At 63.8% G+C, this 19390-nt stretch carries 19 protein-coding genes; 12 read left to right on the plus strand and 7 right to left on the minus strand.

The window, feature by feature from the left end:
• Positions 1-4 precede the first annotated feature (4 nt).
• From ABIB00_RS17505 to ABIB00_RS17515, 3 genes are read left to right on the plus strand one after another with little or no spacing between them, the layout of a single operon-like run.
• On the plus strand, positions 5-1027 hold the full coding sequence (locus tag ABIB00_RS17505) for an FAD binding domain-containing protein (protein WP_354105213.1): 1023 nt from the start codon (positions 5-7) through the stop codon (positions 1025-1027).
• Positions 1024-3315: a xanthine dehydrogenase family protein molybdopterin-binding subunit gene (locus ABIB00_RS17510; RefSeq protein WP_354105214.1), complete on the plus strand. Its 2292-nt coding sequence runs from the start codon at positions 1024-1026 to the stop codon at positions 3313-3315. The genes ABIB00_RS17505 and ABIB00_RS17510 overlap by 4 nt, the downstream gene beginning before the upstream one ends.
• Before the next feature lie 60 nt (positions 3316-3375).
• Positions 3376-3840, plus strand: a complete 465-nt coding sequence (locus ABIB00_RS17515) for an FKBP-type peptidyl-prolyl cis-trans isomerase (RefSeq protein ID WP_354105215.1) — start codon at positions 3376-3378, stop codon at positions 3838-3840.
• 72 nt (positions 3841-3912) lie between these two features.
• Here ABIB00_RS17515 and ABIB00_RS17520 read toward each other — a convergent pair whose 3' ends face one another.
• A complete protein-coding gene (locus ABIB00_RS17520) occupies positions 3913-4131 on the minus strand; it encodes a CsbD family protein (RefSeq protein WP_354105216.1) in 219 nt (72 codons plus the stop codon).
• A gap of 128 nt (positions 4132-4259) precedes the next feature.
• On the opposite strand from ABIB00_RS17520, the gene ABIB00_RS17525 reads away from it, so the two are divergent.
• The 3 genes from ABIB00_RS17525 to ABIB00_RS17535 all read left to right on the plus strand — a co-directional run bounded on the left by ABIB00_RS17525 (position 4260) and on the right by ABIB00_RS17535 (position 5863).
• Complete coding sequence (locus ABIB00_RS17525; RefSeq protein ID WP_354105217.1) at positions 4260-4772, plus strand: cupin domain-containing protein; 513 nt, start codon at positions 4260-4262, stop codon at positions 4770-4772.
• Positions 4773-4904: 132 nt separating this feature from the next.
• A complete protein-coding gene (locus ABIB00_RS17530) occupies positions 4905-5333 on the plus strand; it encodes a VOC family protein (RefSeq protein ID WP_247440690.1) in 429 nt (142 codons plus the stop codon).
• A 41-nt stretch (positions 5334-5374) separates the two neighbouring features.
• The gene (locus ABIB00_RS17535; RefSeq protein ID WP_354105218.1) at positions 5375-5863 is read left to right on the plus strand and encodes a VOC family protein; all 489 of its coding nucleotides are present in this window, start codon (positions 5375-5377) and stop codon (positions 5861-5863) included.
• Positions 5864-6012: 149 nt separating this feature from the next.
• Here ABIB00_RS17535 and ABIB00_RS17540 read toward each other — a convergent pair whose 3' ends face one another.
• Positions 6013-7167 carry a hypothetical protein gene (locus ABIB00_RS17540; protein WP_354105219.1) on the minus strand — a complete coding sequence of 385 codons (1155 nt, stop codon included), beginning with the start codon at positions 7165-7167 and terminating at the stop codon, positions 6013-6015.
• A gap of 2 nt (positions 7168-7169) precedes the next feature.
• Positions 7170-7871: a FecR family protein gene (locus ABIB00_RS17545; RefSeq protein WP_247440693.1), complete on the minus strand. Its 702-nt coding sequence runs from the start codon at positions 7869-7871 to the stop codon at positions 7170-7172.
• Positions 7872-7922: 51 nt separating this feature from the next.
• Here ABIB00_RS17545 and ABIB00_RS17550 point away from each other — a divergent pair, with 51 nt between their 5' ends.
• Positions 7923-9353 (plus strand): phospholipid carrier-dependent glycosyltransferase, encoded by a 1431-nt coding sequence (locus ABIB00_RS17550; protein ID WP_354105220.1) that lies wholly within the window; start codon positions 7923-7925, stop codon positions 9351-9353.
• Positions 9354-9410: 57 nt separating this feature from the next.
• Here ABIB00_RS17550 and ABIB00_RS17555 read toward each other — a convergent pair whose 3' ends face one another.
• Entirely contained in the window at positions 9411-10052 is a 642-nt protein-coding gene (locus ABIB00_RS17555) for an OmpA family protein (RefSeq protein ID WP_354105221.1), read from the minus strand.
• Positions 10053-10372: 320 nt separating this feature from the next.
• Here ABIB00_RS17555 and ABIB00_RS17560 point away from each other — a divergent pair, with 320 nt between their 5' ends.
• Both ABIB00_RS17560 and ABIB00_RS17565 read left to right on the plus strand, forming a co-directional pair.
• Positions 10373-10618, plus strand: a complete 246-nt coding sequence (locus ABIB00_RS17560; protein ID WP_354045706.1) for a hypothetical protein — start codon at positions 10373-10375, stop codon at positions 10616-10618.
• A 261-nt stretch (positions 10619-10879) separates the two neighbouring features.
• Positions 10880-12043: a winged helix-turn-helix domain-containing protein gene (locus ABIB00_RS17565; protein ID WP_247440702.1), complete on the plus strand. Its 1164-nt coding sequence runs from the start codon at positions 10880-10882 to the stop codon at positions 12041-12043.
• A 73-nt stretch (positions 12044-12116) separates the two neighbouring features.
• Here ABIB00_RS17565 and ABIB00_RS17570 read toward each other — a convergent pair whose 3' ends face one another.
• Positions 12117-12557 carry a ribosomal maturation YjgA family protein gene (locus ABIB00_RS17570; protein ID WP_354105222.1) on the minus strand — a complete coding sequence of 147 codons (441 nt, stop codon included), beginning with the start codon at positions 12555-12557 and terminating at the stop codon, positions 12117-12119.
• A 79-nt stretch (positions 12558-12636) separates the two neighbouring features.
• On the opposite strand from ABIB00_RS17570, the gene ABIB00_RS17575 reads away from it, so the two are divergent.
• Positions 12637-13977: an MFS transporter gene (locus tag ABIB00_RS17575; RefSeq protein ID WP_354105223.1), complete on the plus strand. Its 1341-nt coding sequence runs from the start codon at positions 12637-12639 to the stop codon at positions 13975-13977.
• A gap of 61 nt (positions 13978-14038) precedes the next feature.
• On the opposite strand, the gene ABIB00_RS17580 is transcribed toward ABIB00_RS17575, so the two are convergent.
• Complete coding sequence (locus tag ABIB00_RS17580; RefSeq protein ID WP_247340590.1) at positions 14039-14392, minus strand: type II toxin-antitoxin system PemK/MazF family toxin; 354 nt, start codon at positions 14390-14392, stop codon at positions 14039-14041.
• Between the two features lie 155 nt (positions 14393-14547).
• Complete coding sequence (locus tag ABIB00_RS17585; RefSeq protein ID WP_354105224.1) at positions 14548-14850, minus strand: antitoxin MazE family protein; 303 nt, start codon at positions 14848-14850, stop codon at positions 14548-14550.
• Between the two features lie 97 nt (positions 14851-14947).
• Between ABIB00_RS17585 and ABIB00_RS17590 the strand changes: the two genes are divergently transcribed.
• Positions 14948-16054, plus strand: a complete 1107-nt coding sequence (locus ABIB00_RS17590) for an efflux RND transporter periplasmic adaptor subunit (protein ID WP_354105225.1) — start codon at positions 14948-14950, stop codon at positions 16052-16054.
• A gap of 179 nt (positions 16055-16233) precedes the next feature.
• Entirely contained in the window at positions 16234-19371 is a 3138-nt protein-coding gene (locus ABIB00_RS17595; RefSeq protein ID WP_354105226.1) for an efflux RND transporter permease subunit, read from the plus strand.
• The last annotated feature ends 19 nt before the right edge of the window (positions 19372-19390 follow it).

The following is a 19390-nucleotide window of genomic DNA, read 5'->3' on the forward strand; positions in this document are numbered from 1 at the left end:
GCGCATGCGACCGTTTTCGTATCAGAGAGCAACAGATCCTGACTTGGCCGTGCAGGCGCTCAGCGCTGCCGCGGCTGCCAACAATCCGTTGACGCAGGCCGCGGCACAGCCGCTCGCCGGCGGCACCACGCTGATCGACCTGATGAAGCTGGACGTGATGCGTCCCGCCGCGCTCGTCGATATAAATCCGCTTGCGCGCGGCTGGTCCGCGATCGAATCCAAAGGCGACGGCTTGCGGCTCGGCGCGCTCGCGAAGATGTCCGATGTGGCCGCGCATGCCGAGATCCAGCGCAACTATCCTGTGATCGCGAATTCTCTGAATCTAGCCGCCAGCGCCCAGCTGCGCAACATGGCGACGCTCGGCGGCAACGTGATGCAGCGAACGCGTTGCAGCTACTTCCGCGATGTCTCCTATGAGAATTGCAACAAGCGCAATCCTGGCTCGGGCTGTGCCGCCATGGATGGCGTCAATCGCATGCATGCGGTGCTCGGCACGTCCGATCAGTGTATCGCGACCTATCCCGGCGATTTTGCGCAGGCGCTGATCGCGCTGGACGCAATGGTCGAGATCACCGGCAGGTCCGGCACGCGCAACGTGCCGTTCGCAGATCTGCACAAGGCACCCGGCAGCACGCCCGACATCGAGACCACACTTCAGCCCGGTGAGTTGATTTCGGCATTCTCCGTTCCCGGCCGCTGGCCGCGCTCGGTCTATCTCAAGGCGCGCGACCGTCAGTCCTATGAGTTCGCGTTGTCGTCGGCTGCCGTCGCGCTCGACGTGCAGGATGGCACGATCAGGGACGCACGCGTCGCGCTGGGCGGCGTCGCCACCGTGCCGTGGCGGGCGCGCGAGGCGGAGGCGCTGCTGAAGGGACAGCAATTCGACGACGATCTGGCGCAGCGTGTTGCCTCTGCCGCTTTCGCGGACGCGCGGGGACGCCAGCACAACAGCTTCAAGATCGCGCTCGGCAAGCGCGTGGTGGCGCGCGCGCTCCAGCAGGCCGTAACGATGGAGGTCCGATCATGACCGCTGCAGCTCCCGAGCCGAAGGCAAACATGGGCCAGCCGGTGCCGCGCTATGACGCCGCCGCAAAGGTCACGGGCCGGGCGACATATGCGTCCGACATGCCGCTCGACAATCCCGCTTACGCATTCCTGGTCACCAGTGCCATCGCCAAGGGCCGCATCGACAGCTTCGATCTCGACGACGCCAGAGGTGTCCGCGGCGTGATCGACATCGTCACGCACGAGAACGCCCCGAAGCTGAAGGAGTCGAAGCTGTTCAGCAATGGCGGCTATGCCGGCACCACGATCCAGCCGCTGAAATCGGCCGACATCGCCCATGACGGCGAGATCATCGCGGTCGTCATCGCCGAGAGTTACGAGGCCGCGCGCGAGGCCGCCAATCGCGTCAAGGTGAGCTACACGGCCGTAGCGCCGAGTGCGAGCTTCGACTCGCCGGGAGCGACCACGGCTGCGGCGAAAGGGCAGAACTCGCAGTTCAAGGAAGACCCGGAGGTCGGCGATTTCGCCAAGGCGTTCGACCAGGCTGAGGTCAAGCTCACCGCCTCCTATGACACGCCGACCCAGCACCACAACCCGATGGAGCTGTTTACGACGAGCTGCGCCTGGATGGGCGATAACCTCGTCATCTATGAGGGCAGCCAGTATGTCTATGGCCTGAAGAACGGCGTCGCCGAGCAGCTCGGCATCGACGCCGACAAGGTCCGTGTCGTCAATCCCTATGTCGGCGGCGGCTTTGGTTCGCGCGGCTCGATGACGCCGCGAACCGCCATTATCGCCGGCATCGCCAAACGCCTGAACCGGCCGATCAAGCTGGTGCCGACCCGCGACCAGGGTTTCACCATCGCGACTTACCGCGCCGAGACGCGCCATGAGATCAGGCTTGGTGCTGGCCGGGACGGCAAGCTGGCGGCTTTGAGGCACGAGGGCTCCGAGGTTTCGTCGCGTCCGGATGCCTATTGCGTCGGCGGCACCAAGACGACGACGCGGCTCTATGCCTGCCCGAACGTCAGCAGTCTGGTGTCGATTGTGCGCGCCGACCGCAACACGCCGGGCTTCATGCGCTCACCGCCGGAGGTGCCATATCTCTTCGCGCTGGAGAGCGCGATGGACGAGCTCGCGGTGAAGCTGAACATGGACCCGGTCGAGCTCCGCCGCATCAACGACACCACCGTTGAGCCGATCGGCGGCAAGCCCTATACGTCCCGGTCATTGATGGCGTGCTTCGATGAGGCCGCCAAGGCGTTCGGCTGGTCGCAGCGTTCGCCGCAGCCGAAATCGATGTCGGACGGCGACTGGCTGATTGGCTATGGCTGTGCCGCCACCTGCTATCCGACGCAGATGGCGCCGTCCGCCGCGCGCGTCCGCCTCCAGCGCGACGGCCGTACCCGGGTCGAGATTGCCGGTCACGAGATCGGTACCGGTGCATACACCGTCATCGCCCAGACCGCGTCCGAGCGGCTCGGCGTGCCCCTGGAAAAGGTCGCGGTCTTCGTGGGTGACAGCGACCTGCCGCCGGCGCCGGTTGCCGGCGGTTCGAACTCGACCGCCAGCACCTGCTCGGCAGTGATGATGGTGTGCGATCAGCTTCGCCAAAGGCTGTTCAAGGCCGTGATGCCGGGCGACAGCCTCGCCGACAAGGCCAAGGAGACTGTCGGCATCAGCCAGACGCCAAGCACGCAGGCGGCGAAGAGCGATCGTCCGCTCGATCTGGACAAGGCCTTCGACGCGCTCGGTGTCGGCGTCGCCGAGGAATACGGCGAGTGGAAGCCGGAAGGCGCGCCGCTGGACTCCTTCACGGCCATGCACAGCGGGCACGCGCGCCTCGTCGGTGGTCACTCGATGAAGGACAAGATTGCCTATGCCTTCGGTGCCGAGTTCGTCGAGGTCCGCGTCAACCGCTTTACCCATGAAATCCGTGCGCCGCGGCTGGTGGGAGCCTTCGCGGCGGGCCGTATCATGAATCCGCGCACGGCGCGCAGCCAACTCATGGGCGGCCTGATCTGGGGCATGTCCTCGGCGTTGCTGGAGGCCACCGAGATCGACGAGCGGAATGCGCGCTACGTCAACGACAATCTTGCCGACTATCTCGTGCCCGTGAATGCCGACGTGCCCGGTGTCGAGGTGATACTGCTCTCCGAGCAGGACGATCACATCAACCCGGCGGGCGTGAAGGGCCTCGGCGAGCTTGCCAATGTCGGCACCAATGCGGCGATCTGCAATGCGATCTACCACGCCACGGGCCAGCGTATCCGCAAGCTGCCCGTGCGGCTGGAAAATATCGAGGTTTGAGGGGTGGAAACCGCATGCTCGTTGCGCTAGACACCTTCCGCCTCAAACGGAAGGTGTCTTATGCAGCGTTTACGGCGCGTGCTCCTCGCCATCATGTCGGCACTTGCGATCACCGTGATCGGCAGTGTGTCGACGTTCGTTTCCACAACGGCCTCGGCCCAGACCGCAGGAAAGACCATGACCACAGCTTCAGGATTGCAGATCACCGATAGCGTCGTCGGCACCGGCGCTTCGCCGAAGCCCGGACAGATTTGCGTGATGCACTATACCGGTTGGCTTTACGAGAACGGCCAGAAGGGCAAGAAATTCGACTCGTCGGTCGATCGCAACGAGCCGTTCGAATTCCCGATCGGCAAGGGCCGTGTCATCGGCGGCTGGGACGAGGGCGTTGCCTCCATGAAGGTCGGCGGCAAGCGTACGCTGATCATTCCGCCGCAGCTCGGTTATGGCGCCCGCGGCGCAGGCGGCGCGATCCCGCCGAACGCAACGCTGATGTTCGACGTGGAATTGCTCGGGGTGAAGTAAGCCCGCAAACAAAAGACCGGCCTCCCGGCCGGTCTTTCGCTTTCAGTCTTGTTTGTCTCAATGCTGGACGTGTTATTCCGTCCCGCGCTTGGCCGTAGCCGCCGCGCGATCGACCGCGTCTTTTGCGGCGTCCTTGGCGTCACCCATGGCCCGCTGGCCCTTGCCCTTCACTTCCTGGACTGCGCCTTCGCCCTTCATGCGATCGGAGCCGGTGGCTTCGCCGATGCCCTGCTTGGCCTTGCCCATTGCCTCGTTGGCGGTGCCCTTGATCTTGTCGGTCGTGCTACCCATGAAACTCTCCTTGCGGTTTGCTTACCGAGACAACGCCCGATGGCTATGAGGGTTCCGATTTTGGTATGGCTTGCGGGCGCGGCTTTGGGTTAGTTTGCCGCGCACGGAACCAACAGAAAGCAAGTCCCATGACCGGCCATGACCATCCGCATTCCCACCATGACCACGATCACGACGATCGCTGGAAACATGACGGCGTGCGCGTCATTCCCGGCAACCAGCTCGATACCAACGTGCCGTCGACGGCGGGCATGGACCGCGCGGCCGCGATCAATTTCGCGCGCGTCGGTGCGCAGAAATTGTGGGCGGGCACGGTCAGCATCAAGCCCGACGCCAAGACCGGCGCGCATCACCACGGCCATCTCGAAAGCGTCATCTACGTGGTGAAGGGCAAGGCGCGGATGCGCTGGGGCGAGAGCCTGCAATTCACTGCGGAGGCCGGCCCCGGCGACTTCATTTTCGTCCCGCCCTACGTGCCGCATCAGGAGATCAATGCCAGCCGCGACGAAGTGCTGGAATGCGTGCTGGTGCGCAGTGACGGCGAGGCGGTCGCGATCAACCTCGACATCGAGCCGGTCGAGAAGCCCGAGACCGTGCTGTGGGTCGATCCCATTCACCGCGATCCGAACGAGAAGAAGTAAGGCTGCCCAAAACCGCGCGGGGGGCGATGCGACAGAACCCCGCAGGTTAGGGAGCGAAAAATATCCGGAAGCGATGTCGGGTGGCTGCCCAGCCATCCGTCCTTGGGCAGAACCCCGCCCCAGGAGCTTTCGATGCCCAAAATGATCTTCGTCAATCTTCCGGTGACCGACCTCAAGCGCGCCACCGCCTTTTACGAGGCGGTCGGCGCGGTCAGGAACCCGCAATTCAGCGACGATACGGCGAGTTGCATGGTCTTTTCCGAGACCATCTTCGCCATGCTGCTGACCCACGACAAATTCCGCCAGTTCACACCGAAGCCGATCTCGGATGCCAAGACCTCGAACCAGGCGCTGTTCTGCCTGTCCGCGGACAGCCGCAACGAGGTCGACGATATCGTCGGCAGGGCCGCGGCGGCGGGCGGGGCGGCCGATCCCGGCCCGAAGGACGAATACAGTTTCATGTACGGCCGCAGCTTCGAGGATCCGGATGGCCACATGTGGGGTGTGAACTGGATGGACATGGCAGCCTTTGCCGCGCAGTCCGACATGTCGAACGCCTGATCCAAGCCACGACACCACGAAACTGAAGAGGAGCATTCAAGATGTCAAAGGTCGTTCCCTGCATGTGGTTCAACGGCGATGCCGAGGAAGCCGCGAAATTCTACGTCTCGCTCGTTCCGAATTCGGAGATCACGCACGTTCAGCGCAACGTTTCGGACAACCCGTCCGGCAAGGAAGGCTCCGTGCTCGTGGTCGAGTTCACGGTCGCCGGACAGCCTCTGGTCGCGCTCAACGGCGGCATGAAGATGGAATACACCCACGCGCTCTCGCTCATGATCCATTGCGACGATCAGGCCCAGGTCGACAGCGTCTGGAATGCCTTCCTGGCCCATGGCGGCAAGGAAGAGCAATGCGGCTGGCTGCATGACCGCTACGGCGTGTCATGGCAGGTGGTGCCGAAGGTGATGTTCGAATTCCTCTCGAGCCCCGACAAGGCCGCCGCCGCACGCGCCATGCAGGCCATGATGAAGATGGTCAAGCTGGATGAGGATGTGCTGCGCCGCGCGTTCGAGGGCAAGTCGGCGGCGTGACGACGAAGGCCTTGCCACACTCCCAGTCATCGCCCGGCCTCGACCGGGCGATCCAGTATCCCAGAGACAGCGCCGTGATACGGAGAAGCTGGCGTATTGGATGCCCGCCTGCGGGGGCATGACAGCGGAGTGGGTGACTCCGCCTTTCTCTAGTAATTGATCCGCAGCCCCACGCCGCCATGGATGGTGTTGCCCACCGGCTGCGGACCCAGCGTGCCGTTGGCGAACAGGTCCACGATCCAGCCCTTTTGCACGCGGAAGCCGAGCCGGCCGCCATATTCGAACCAGCCCTGGTTGCCCATGGTCGGCACCACCGTGCCGTCGCCGGTCACGGTGGCGACGATGCCGCTATGGCTGGCGAACGACTGCACCCAGCCGCCATTGATGTTGGCCTCGATGTTGCTGCCGTAGAGATGCGTCCACTGGCCGCCGATCTTGACCAGGTTGGTGCGGTCGGTGCCGGTCGCGATGCTGGCGTCGAACGGATTGAACGCCACCGCGCTGTCGGTATAGCCCGAGACGCGCTGCCAGAGCTGCCAGACCTCGATCGAGGCGGCGACCTCGTCGCGGGGCGACACACGGCTCATCCAGCCGGCGCGGCCGTAGACGGCATAGTTCGAGGCGTTGGTCGAACTCGTGACGCTCACCGGGCCGAGGCTGGTGTTGTAGCTGCGGGTGTAGCGCGCCTTCTCCCACGGCGTCAGGATCGTGCCGATGTCGAAGAACGGGCGCGACGAGCCCCAGTCGGTGAAGTCATAGCGCAGCGCGAAAGCGCCGATCGGCGCGCTGGTGATGTTGTAGCCGCCCTCGCTGTACTGCGTGTAGGCGATGCCGGCGAGCAGTGACAGATTGTTGGTCAGCTCCTTGCGGCCGTGGATGCCCGCCGAAAACGAGCCCGCGGAGCCGAACGCGCTGATGCAGTTGCTGCAATTGACCTGCTCGTTGACGCCGAGCAGCACCGTGCCGAGCACCCGGTTGGTGATCATCTGGCTGAAGCGCTGATTGGCAAGGCCGCCGATCGAGTTGCCGCTGGAATCCGCGCCGGTCGGCGTCGGGCTCGGCGAGGAGGACGGATAAGGGCTCGGCGACGATGACGGGTAGGGGCTGGGCGAGGGCGTTGGCGAGGGGCTGTAGGTCGGCGTCGGCGAGGGTGAATAGCTCGGCGCCGGGATGGGGGTCGACCCTCCGCACTCGGACACGCAATTCGTGGCGGCTGCCGCCGGACGGGCATCGACCGCGACAAACGCAAACGCAGCCGCGGCGGTCAGCACGAGGATGAAGCGCCTGACGTTGAATACCTCCATCGTCAGCGCCCGCACAGCATACCGTCGTCATGGACGGCGGGCGTGATGGTCGGCGACGCCTCCGCATATTGGTTGACCGCGCACAGCCCGGCGCTCGCGGCGCAGGTCGCGGCAAACGTCCAGGGCGGCGTATTGGTCTTACTGATAGAGACCTTGCCGCCGGTCGAGGTGATGATTGCGGTGTCGCCGGGCTGCGTGAGCTGCACGCACTGCAAGCTCGTCGTGCACACGCTGGCGGCGCCGTCCTGCAGCACGACGACCGAGCGGCCGCGCTGGGACAGGATATCGAGCGTGGTGCCGCGCACGCCGATGGTCGCGAGCGGCGTCGTGATCTTGTAGGCGGTCTTCGCGGAATGTCCCGTAACGAAACGGAATGCGCCGGTGGTCATGCGGATCGCGACGTCGCGATAGCTGTGCTCGTCGTTGAAGACGGTGCGGTCGAGCTTGAGCGTCGCGCTCGGGCCGAGTGACAGATTGGTGCTGTCGGCCATCACGAAGCGCGCCGCGCTGTCGGCGCCGGTGCGCACGGTCTCGTCGCGCAGCATGCCATCACCGACACTGATCGGCGTCGTGGTCGCGGCCACGCGCACGACCTCGTTCTGGATCACGACGGCTTCACCGACGCGCGTCTGCGCTTGCGCGCAAGGCGCTGCGCACAAGGCGGCCGACAACAGCGTGGAGAAAAGCCAGAAACGCAAATTCATTTCGCAATCGATCGATTTGTCCCTGATCGTACCGGATCGCGCGCGCTTGCGATGTGGCGAAATTATCACAAGCGACGCGGGACCTGCGTTATGCTTAGTGACAGTTGCGGCAGAATGCGTTCAATGAAAAGCGCGATCTTTGTTTTTGTCCGCGGTGACGCAAATTTGCCACGCAAAACTTCTCCACAAATGCCGCTCGACTTGCCCGCAGTTCCGAAGGTGTCGCGGAGCGCAGTGATTGCTGTCGTGATTTTCCTGGTCGCGCATCTCGCGCTGCTGATCGGCCTCACGACGCCGGAGAAGTTCGTCTTCGACGAGGTGCACTACGTGCCGGCTGCGCGGCAGATGCTGGCACCGGCGATGTCGCAACCGATGCTCAATCCGATGCATCCGCCGCTGGCCAAGGAGCTGATCGCGGTCTCGATCGCGGGCTTCGGCGACAACGCGCTGGGCTGGCGCTATCCCGCGACATTGTTCGGGGCGCTCGCGATCGTCGCGACCTATCTGTGCGGCCTCGCGCTGTTCGCCGCGCAAGGACCTGCGATCGCCGCCGCGCTGATCGCCGGCTGCAACCAGATGCTGTACGTGCAGGCGCGCATTGCGATGCTCGACATTTTTGCGTTGGGCTTCGGCCTGCTCGCGATGGCCGCCTTCATGCACGGTTTTCGAAGGGATCGCCCGCATGCGTTGTTCGCGCTCGCGGGCAGCCTGTTCGGCTGTGCTGCGGCCTGCAAATGGAGCGGCCTGTTTCCGCTCGGAATCTGCATCGTCATGGTTGCGGTGATCCGCCTGATGCAGGGCTGGCGCACGCTGTTTGCCGACGCGAAGCCGAGTGACTGGTATCGGCCCGATCTCTGGCCCGATTTTCGGATGCAGCACGCCGCGCTGTGCTTTGCCGTGCTGCCGGCGCTGACGTATCTCGCCGCGTTCGTTCCGCTGTATGGATTGTCGCTATCGGATCTGATCGAGGCGCAGCGCCGGATCTTCGCCGACAACACCACGACCGCGATCGCCGGCCACACCTATATGAGCGCGTGGCCATCCTGGCCGTTGCTCGCGCGACCGGTATGGTTCCTGTTCGACAAGACTACGGAAGACAACGTCTCCGCAATCGTCTTCCTCGGCAATCCGCTGGTGCTGTGGCCCGCGTTGCTCGCGCTCGCGGTCGTGCTGCGCGATTTCGTCGTCGCGCGTCGCTGGGATGCGTTCCTGATTGCGGCCTTCTACTTCGGGTCCTGGCTCGCCTGGGCGTTGCTGCCGCGCACGCTCGGCTTCATCTACTATTATCTGCCGGCTGCGACCGTGGCGTCGCTCGCGCTGGTCTACGTGCTGCGCCGGGACGGTCTGCCCCGCTGGATGCTGTGGGCCTATGTCGGCATCGCAGCGATCGGTTTTGCGGTCATGCTGCCGATCTCCGCGGCGTTTGTCGGCGCGTCGATGCCAACCTTCGGCCGGCTGATGCTGTTCCAGAGCTGGATATGACATCGCCGCCTGCCGGGGGAACGGCAGGCGGCGTCTTCACTGGCGATGACCGGGGAATTACTTCGACGCGGTCTTGGTATCCATGTTCACGACCTGGACGCGGCGGTTGATCGGGTCGGCGCCGTTGGCGGTATCCTTCAGCTTGGTCTTGCCGTAGCCGACGGTGACGAGATCGGTGCCGGTGAGGCCGTAGTTCTGCACCAGGTACGTCTTGATGGTGTCGGCGCGACGTTCGGAGAGGCCCTGATTGTATTCTTCGCCGCCGACCGCATCGGTGTGGCCGGCGACCACGAAGGTCGAGCCCTTGAGCGACGGATCGGACAGGGCCTTGCCGAGCGCCTGCACCGACGATACCGAGGTCTTGGCGATGTTGGCCGAGTTGTAGTCGAACTGGATTTCCAGATCGATGTTCGGCTTGGTCGCCGCGAGCTCGGCGATCTGGTCGCGCTCGCCGGTCGAGAGCGACCGGGTCGAGCGGTTGCGCACCGTATTCAGGAAGGTCGATTCCTTGGCCTGCACCGCCGAATCGGCCTGCGGACCAGCGGAGAGGCCGCGGGTCGCCGGCTTCGGCTTCAGTGCATCCAGGATCTGGCCTGTGGAGACGTTGTTGTCGCCGGCCAGGGCGAGGCCCGCCGTCATCGACAGCGCTGCCGAGAGAGTAATCGCCTTCAGTCCAAAAAACTTAACGAAACGGGTCATTGTCGTATCCTCGCTGTTACGCCTGATGGCGATTTGATGCTGCGAGCATAGGGAAGGTTCAAAGCACCTAATGTGATCTTGGTCACGGTGGCTACAGCCGCTCCCGGAGTGATCCTAACGCATTTTGCGGCGTGGACATCGATCGTCGCAAAGCCGTCGCGGCATGGTCAGCTCGCGGACAAGATGTCGGCCAGATGCGCGCCTAGCCCCTTCAACCGACAATCACGAGCGAGGGAGCCGAGTTCCATCCAGTGCCGAGGCCAAGTGACTACCAGACCTATCGCAGTGGCCCGACGGAACGGACAGTGCCCCTGAGCTCAATGCCCGTCTATATCGGCGCGGCCATGATCGCGGTGGCGATCCTTCTATCGACGCTGATCACAGGGATGACCGCCCGCTATGTCGGGCTTGAAGGGTCGACCGACGAGAACATGTGGCTGGTCGATCGTCTCACCGGCAGTGTCTATCGCTGCCAGGCGGAGGGGCGCGGCAGAGCCGCGTGCGAGCCGGACGTCGCCACGGGCAGCGTCGGCGACCGGTCCAAAGCCCCGAAAGATGACCGCTGAGCCTCCACCTTCGCACCGCCGACACGCCGGCCAAGGTGGCGGCCAACAAGGAAATGGCCATGGCTAACACCGACATGAGCAATGGCAAGATGAAGAGCGCCTGCATGCACTACATGAAGTCGCAGAAGGCGATGACGATGACATAGGCGCGAGGCGCGCCCATCGACCGCGCTGTCAGCAGTTGGCAGCGCGTTTTTTCTTTGGCCGATGCTTTGCCGTCTCCTTTCTCCCGGCGCGAATTCCGCTACATTCCTTCCCGCAATGTCCCGCGCGCCCAAACCGATTCCACTCACCACGACACAGGCCCGGCAGATCTGGCTTCATGCCCAGCGGCTGGATGAGCGCGCGCCGTTCGGAGGCGGGGCGCAGGCCGTCGCCGACGCAGTCGCCCATCTCGGCTATGTACAGATCGACACCATCAACGTGATCGAGCGCTGCCATCACCACATCCTGTTCAGCCGCATCCCGTCCTACCGCCGCGCCGATCTGCGCCACGCCCAGAGCGTGGACAGAAGCGTCTTTGAATATTGGACGCATGCGCTCTCTTACGTGCCGGCCGGCGACTTCCGCTTCTTCCTGCCGGCCATGCGCGAGCACCGCCGCGAGGGGCACAAATGGTTCGCCTCGGTGATGCCTGCCGACATGCGCAAGGTGATGCGGCTGGTGCGCGCCGGCCCGCTGACGATCCGCGACATCGAGGACGACGTGCTCACCGAGAAGGAGCATCTCTGGCAGAGCCGAAAACCCTCGAAGCGGGCGTTGCAACTCGCCTTCTATACGGGGGCCGTGACCATCAGCGAGCGCCAGGGCATGCTCAAGACCTATGAGCTGATGACGCGCCATTTCGGCTGGGACAAGCTGCCGAAGCCGGCCTCGACCAAGGACATCACGGCCTATCTGCTCGACCGCGCGCTACGGTCGCAGGGCGTGGTGAGCCTCGATTCGATCTGCCATCTCGACGCGCCGCGCAAGGCGGCGGTGGCGGGCCTGATCGCCTCGCGCGCCCGCCGTGGCGAACTCGTGCCCGTGACGATCGACCGTGCCGGCAAGCAGGAGCACTGGGCACAGCCGGCAGCGCTCGAGCCGGGCGAGCGCGCGTCCTCCGATCTCGTCCACATCCTCTCGCCGTTCGATCCGCTGATCATCCAGCGCAAGCGCACCAATCTCTTCTTCGGCTACAACCATCTGTTCGAGGCCTATGTGCCCAAGGCGAAACGCAAGCTCGGCTATTTCGCGCTCCCCGTGCTGGTCGGCGACGAAATCGTCGCCGCGCTCGATCTGAAGACCGACCGGCAGGCGAAGAAGCTGCTGATGCAGAAATGGACCTGGGTCGGGCAGGGCAAGAAGACGGCGGCGCGCAAGGAGCTGAAGCAGAAGATCGAGGAGGAGCTCGATCGTTTCGAGAAGTTTCAGCTGGCGGAGTGAGGATGTCGTCGTAAGCCGGATTGGCGCAGCGTAATCCTCCACTGTCTATTTCCGCGCAAGCGAAGGTGGTGGGTTACGCCTTCGGCTGACCCACCCTACGCATCGCGATGAATCGATCAATCCAAACGCCGAACGCAATCCCGACACCGTACGCCAGCAAATTCCACAGCGAGAAGATGCGCCCCAAGAGCAGCGCCCCGGCTGTGGTCAGCCTGAACGCATCGAGCCACGGCGTATGCACCTGCCGGGAAAACTCGACGACGACCGCGATCACCATCGCGATGGCCGCGATCTGCGCTGGTGGCAGCCGCGGCAGCAAAACGCCCGCCAGCAGAAACACCATCGTTGCCCACAGCAGCGAGCCGCCGTACTTCACCACGAAGGCGGGCAGGCCGAGCGGAAAACCGTACCAGCGCAGGGACAGCCCGCAGACGATCACCGCCAGCGCCAGCCCGGCGCGGATCAGGGATGTCCGTAACGGCGCAACAGGTTTATCCGGCTGCGCCCCTTGCATTGCTCGCTCCATTGACTCTTGGCCGATCATGCTCAAAACCGCTCTCAGCCAATAAAAGCAACAACCCCGGGGGGAAGCCATGAGCCAGACCACGACCTATGCCGGTCCGACCGGCGGCGCCAAGAGCGAAATCGAGGCCTCGACGATTCGCGCTATATCCTGGCGCCTGATTCCGTTCCTGGTGCTGGCCTACTTCTTCTCCTATCTCGACCGCGTCAATCTCGGCTTCGCTGCGCTGACCATGAATGCCGAGCTGAAGTTCACGCCGCTGATCTTCTCCTGGGGCGCCGGCATCTTCTTCATCGGCTATTTCATCTTCGAAGTGCCGAGCAATCTGGCGCTGGAGAAATTCGGCGCCAGCCGCTGGATCGCCCGCATCATGGTGACCTGGGGCATCATCTCGGGGCTGATGGCGCTCACGAGCGGTGTCACGAGCTTCTACGTGCTGCGCTTCCTGCTCGGCGTCGCCGAAGCCGGCTTCTTCCCCGGCATCATCCTCTATCTCACCTATTGGTATCCGGCCGAATATCGCGCCCGCTTTCTCGCGGCCTTCGCCATCGCCGTTCCGGTCTCGACCGTGATCGGTGCGCCGGTCTCGGGCCTGCTGCTCGGACTTGACGGTGCGATGGGGCTGAAGGGCTGGCAGTGGCTGTTCATCATCGAGGGCATTCCTTCCGTGCTGCTCGGCATCGTCACTTGGTTCTATCTCACCGACAGGCCGGAAAAGGCGGACTGGCTCTCTGCCGAGCAGAAGACCTGGCTCAAGTCCAGGCTCGATTCGGAAGTCGCGGCCAAGCAGGCGGTGAAGCATCTGTCGCTCGGAGAGGCCTTGTCGTCGCCGAAGGTGATCGCGCTCAGCCTGGTCTATTTCGGCTTCGTCGGCGCGCTCTACGGCATGCAGTTCTGGCTGCCGCAGATCGTCAAGGCGTTCGGCCTCACCAATGCGCAGACCGGCTTCGTCACCGCGATCCCATATCTGTTCGGCACCATCGCGATGATCCTGTGGGCGCGGCACTCGGACGCCACGCGCGAGCGCGTGATGCATGTCGGCGCGCCGCTGCTGCTTACCGCCGCTGCGCTTGCCGTCTCCTCCTATCTCACCGATCCCACCATGACGATGGTGGTGCTGACTGTCGCCGCGATCGGGGTGTTCTGCTGCTTCGGCGTGTTCTGGACCCTGCCGACCGCCTGGCTCTCCGGCACGGCGGCGGCCGGCGGCATCGCCCTGATCAACTCGATCGGCAACCTCGCCGGCTTCGGCGGTCCCTACCTTATCGGCTGGGTCAAGGAAGCCACCGGCCAGACCTCGACCGGCTTGTTGGTGCTGGCGGTCTTGCCTCTGCTCGCCGGCATCCTGGTGTTCATCGGCGGCCACGACAGCAAGCACGAGTTCGCCGAACAGGGGCGGCGAGGGGGCTGATATTCCGGGGTGGTCCTTCGGACCGTCCTGGAAGGGCGAAGCTGCTCCGGCGCACGGATCGCTAACCTGTGCCACGGGATTTTTGTGAGCCAGCCAGCCCGAGAAACACCAGCATGGCGCGATTGAGGCGCAAGAGATCCTCGTCGTCGAGCCGCCCGATCAGCATGCCCATCTTGGATTTCGGTACCGTGGTGATCTTGTCGACCATCAGGCGGCATGCCACTCGGAGGCCGTTGCGATCGTTCGGTTCGACCTGCAATCTGAAGAGTGGTGCCTCAGTTTCGAATGTTGTTATTGGGCAAACCGTGATCGATTCCGTTGCGTCAAAATCGTCGTCTTGCACGACAATGACCGGACGCGGTTTCCCTCCGTAGTCCTTTGCGCCTGCTGCTGTCCAAACTTCGCCTCTCTTCATTGGGTTCGTGAACCGCCATGCTGGGCACGCTCAGTTGCTGTACCTTCGTCCGCGCGCAGATGAATTTCAGTGGGAGCGAGTTTGGGCCAAAGCTTGCTGCGAAACTGTTTCGGGCCTGAGGCCCTGCCGACGAGATTCCCTGCGCTGTTCACAGGTTATTCTGTCTCGCCAGGCCAGTCGGAGATCGCATTGACGAAAGCCTGATCCTCAGCCTCATGCGGGTTCGATGCGACCGCCAATGATTGGCGATGGGCTTCCGCCTTGAAAGAGGCTGAACGTACATCCGGAACCCAGATCTGGATCGGACGGAGCCCCTGCGCGCGTAGCCGTTCTCGATGCTCGCGGACCTTCGCTCGCGACGACTTCGGCTTAGAAGAGGACGGCATAGTTCCCTCCGTTCGGTTACATGTAACCATATCAGACGAAGGGAGTTCCGCCAATCCACGGAATCTTACCATCCCTTAACGATCACGCTTTCCTGATGACTGACGATTATTGACTTTCATCAGTGATTAGTCGACATTCCTCTCATTGCAGCCGCAGGAGTGTTCTCCGATGTTCGTCCGGTCAGTTTTGTCGAGCTATTCCAAGCTGTTGGCGGGTGTGTCGCTGGCGTTGATGGCTGCCGCCCTCGGCGGGTGCAATGACACCGTTGCTGAAAAGGCCGAGCCGCCGCGGCCGGTTCTGGTCGCAACGGCCCATTATGATGCCGAAACGCCGGAGCGCAGCTTCGTCGGCACGGTCAGGCCGCGGATCGAGAGCGATCTCGGTTTTCGCGTCGCCGGCAAGGTTGCCAAGCGCCTGGTCGAGGTCGGCCAGACCGTCGAGATCGGCCAGCCGCTCGCGACCCTTGATGAGATTGATCTGAAGCTCCAGGCCGAGCAATCCGTCGCCGAGCAGACCGCTGCGACCGGCGTGCTGGCACAGGCCGCTGCCGCCGAGCAGCGCGCCAAGGATTTGAAGGCCAAGGGCTGGACCACCGACGCCCAGCTCGACCAGAGCCGCGCTTCCGCCGACGAGGCGCGCGCGCGCCTGAATCGGGCCGAGCGCTCGGTCGAGCTGACCAATAATTCCCTTTCTTACGCGACGCTCAACGCCGACGCCCGTGGCGTCGTCACCGCAACGCTGATCGAGCCAGGCCAGGTGGTTGCCGCAGGCCAGACCTCGATCCGTGTCGCCCGCTTTGCCGAAAAGGAAGCGGTCGTCGCGATCCCTGAGACGCTGGTCGGACGTGCCAAGTCGGGCGCCGCCAGCGTCACTCTTTGGTCGGAGCCGGGCAAGAAATATACGGCCAAGCTGCGCGAGATCGCGCCGACCGCGGATTCCGCCACGCGCACCTATCTCGCAAAATTCTCGCTGCCCGAGGCCGACGACAAGGTTTCGCTCGGCATGACCGCGACGCTGACGCTGTCGGATGCCGCGACCGAGCGCGTCGCGCGGTTGCCGCTGTCGGCGCTGTTCAACGAAGGCGGCAAGCCGTCCTTCTTCGTCGTCGACGACAACGGCGCGGTCACGCTGAAGCCGGTCACGGTGAAGTCCTACGAGAGCAACGACGTCGTCATCAGCGGCGGTGTCGAAGAGGGCGCCAAGATCGTCGCCCTCGGCGTTCAGAAGCTCGATCCGGGCCAGAGGGTGCGGATCGTATCGTCACTGTCCTTTTAAGTCTCGTTTACGAGTTACGTCGTGTGAGGTGAGTTTCGGCCTAAGCGCAAATGCTGAGGCTGAAGCGGCGAAGCGATCCAGAACCTGCCCAGCCCCCTGGATTGCTTCGCTGCCTCGCGACGACGCGTTGAACAGAGTAGCTGCCTTTTTTTGCAACCGGATCATCTTTGGAGAGTGCGATGAAGCGCTTCAACCTTTCGGCCTGGGCCGTCAGCCATCCGACCCTGGTCCTGTTCCTCATGGTCATACTCGGCATCGCCGGGTTCTTCTCCTATCAGAAGCTCGGCCGTGCCGAGGATCCGTTCTTTACGGTGAAGGTGGTCAACGTCTCCGTGATCTGGCCGGGCGCGACCGCGCAGGAAATGCAGGCTCAGGTCGCCGATCCCATCGAGAAGAAGATCCAGGAGCTGCCCTACTTCGAGAAGGTGCAGACCTATTCCAAGCCCGGCTTCACCGCGCTCCAGGTGACCTTCCGCGATTCCACGCCGCCGAAGGATGTGCCGTATCTCTTTTATCTGCTGCGCAAGAAGCTGGTCGACGTGCAGGCCCAATTGCCCACAGGGATTCTGGGCCCCGTTGTCAACGACGAGTTCTCCGACGTCGATTCGATCCTCTACATGATGACCGGCGACGGCGCCGATTATGCGCAGCTCAAGAAGGTCTCGGAGGGTTTTCGGCAGCGCCTCCTGAAGGTGCCCGGCGTGACCAAGGTCGACGTCTACGGCAACCAGGATGAGCGCATCTTCGTCGAGTTCTCGCACGCCAAGCTCGCCACCCTCGGCATCACGCCGCAGGCGCTGTTCGATTCGCTCGCCAAGCAGAACAACGTGACCCCGGCCGGCACGGTCGAGACCTCGTCGCAGCGCGTGCCGCTGCGCGTCACCGGTGCGCTCGACGGCGCCAAGGCCGTGGCCGAGACCCCGGTCGAGAGCAATGGCCGCGTGTTCCGCCTCGGCGACATCGCTACTGTCACCCATGGCTATGTCGACCCGCCGAGTTTCATCGTGCGCCAGGAAGGCAAGGCCGCGATCGGCATCGGTGTCGTCACCGCCAAGGGCGCCAACATCCTCGATCTCGGCAAGGAGGTCGAGAAGGCGACGGCTGAATTCATGAAGGCGGTGCCGCAGGGCGTCGACGTCAAGCTGATCGCCGACCAGCCCAAGGTGGTCGAGCACGCCGTCGGCGAGTTCGTGCACTCCTTCATGGAAGCCCTCGTCATCGTGCTGTTCGTGTCGTTCCTGGCGCTCGGCTGGCGCACCGGCATCGTGGTCGCGCTGTCGGTGCCCTTGGTGCTCGGCATCGTCTTCGTCGTCATGAACACGATGTCGCTCGACCTGCACCGCATCACGCTGGGAGCGCTGATCATCGCGCTCGGCCTGCTCGTCGATGACGCCATCATCGCGGTCGAGATGATGGTGGTGAAGATGGAGCAGGGTTGGGACCGCATGCGTGCGGCGTCTTTTGCCTGGGAATCCACTGCGTTTCCGATGCTCACGGGAACGCTGGTCACGGCCGCTGGCTTCCTCCCCATCGGCTTTGCCAATTCCGCGGTCGGCGAATATGCCGGCAGCATCTTCTGGATCGTGGCGATTGCGCTGGTCGCGTCCTGGTTCGTGGCGGTGATCTTCACGCCCTATATCGGCGTCATGCTGCTGCCCAACATCAAGGTGCACCATAATCACGATCCGCACGCGGTCTACGAGACCCGCATGTATCGGGGCCTGCGTGCCATCGTGCAATGGTGCGTCAACCACCGCATCACCGTGGTGGTCGCGACCGTCGGCGTTTTCATCGCCTCGATCGTCGGATTCGGCCACGTCCAGCAGCAATTCTTCCCGCTGTCCGAGCGCCCCGAACTGTTCCTCCAGCTTCGCCTGCCCGAGGGCACCGCCTTCAACGTCACGGAAAAGGCGGTGAAGAAGGCCGAGACGCTGCTCAAGGACGACAAGGACATCGAGACCTATACGGCCTATGTCGGGCAGGGCTCGCCGCGCTTCTGGCTCGGCCTCAATCCGCAGCTTCCGAACGAGGCTTTTGCCGAAATCGTTATCGTCGCAAAGGGCGTCGAGGCGCGCGAGCGCATCAAGGCCAAGCTTGAAAACGCCGTCGCCGACGGCGCGCTCAACGAGGCCCGCGTGCGCGTCGACCGCTTCAATTTCGGTCCCCCGGTCGGCTTTCCCGTGCAGTTCCGCGTGATCGGCCCCGACGCCAACAAGGTGCGCGAGATCGCCTACCAGGTCCGCGACGTCATGCGGCAGAACAAGAGCGTCAAGGACGTCCAGCTCGACTGGAACGAGCAGTCGCCTTACCTCAAGCTCGTCGTCGACCAGGATCGCGCCCGCGCCATGGGCCTGACCCCGCAGGACGTGTCGCAGGCACTGTCGATGCTGATCTCGGGCTCACAGGTGACGACCGTGCGCGACGGTATCGAGAAGGTGGCCGTGGTCGCCCGTGCGATCCCGTCCGAACGCCTCGACCTCGGCGGCGTCGGTGATCTCACCATCACCTCGCGTAACGGCGTTGCCGTGCCGCTCCAGCAGATCGCCAAGATCGAATACGGCCACGAGGAGCCGATCATGTGGCGGCGCAATCGCGACATGGCGATCACTGTGCGCTCCGACGTCGTCGACGGCGTGCAGGCGCCTGACGTCACCGGCCAGATCACGCCGAAGCTGAAGGCGATCACGGACAACCTCGAGCCGGCCTACCGCATCGAGGCGGGCGGCGCGTTCGAGGAATCCGCCAAGGGTAACGCCTCGATCTTCGTTCTCTTCCCGCTGATGGTCATGGTGATGCTGACGCTGCTGATGTTCCAGCTTCAGAGCTTCTCCCGCTTGATCCTGGTGTTTTTAACCGCACCCCTCGGTATCGTCGGCGCCTCCCTCGGGCTCAACATCGCCAACGCTCCGTTCGGCTTCGTGGCGCTGCTCGGCCTGATCGCGCTCGCCGGCATGATCATGCGCAACGCGGTGATCCTGGTCGACCAGATCGAGACCGACGTTTCTCATGGCTTGACCCGTCGCGAGGCGATCGTAGAGGCCACCGTCCGCCGTGCCCGACCGGTGGTGCTGACGGCGCTCGCCGCCATCCTCGCCATGATCCCGCTGTCGCGCTCGGCGTTCTGGGGCCCGATGGCGATCACCATCATGGGCGGACTGTTCGTTGCGACCTTCCTGACGCTGCTGTACCTGCCGGGCCTCTACGCCCTCTGGTTCCGCAAGAGCCTGGATGAGGCAGGCACCCCCGAGCAGCCCGCCGCACCGCAGCATGGGAGCGATGACGAGCACGCAATTCCGCTTGCTGAGGCGGCTGAATAAGTGAAGATGAACTGCTGAT

The sequence above is a fragment of the Bradyrhizobium sp. LB14.3 genome, assembly GCF_040547985.1.
GTDB lineage: Bacteria > Pseudomonadota > Alphaproteobacteria > Rhizobiales > Xanthobacteraceae > Bradyrhizobium.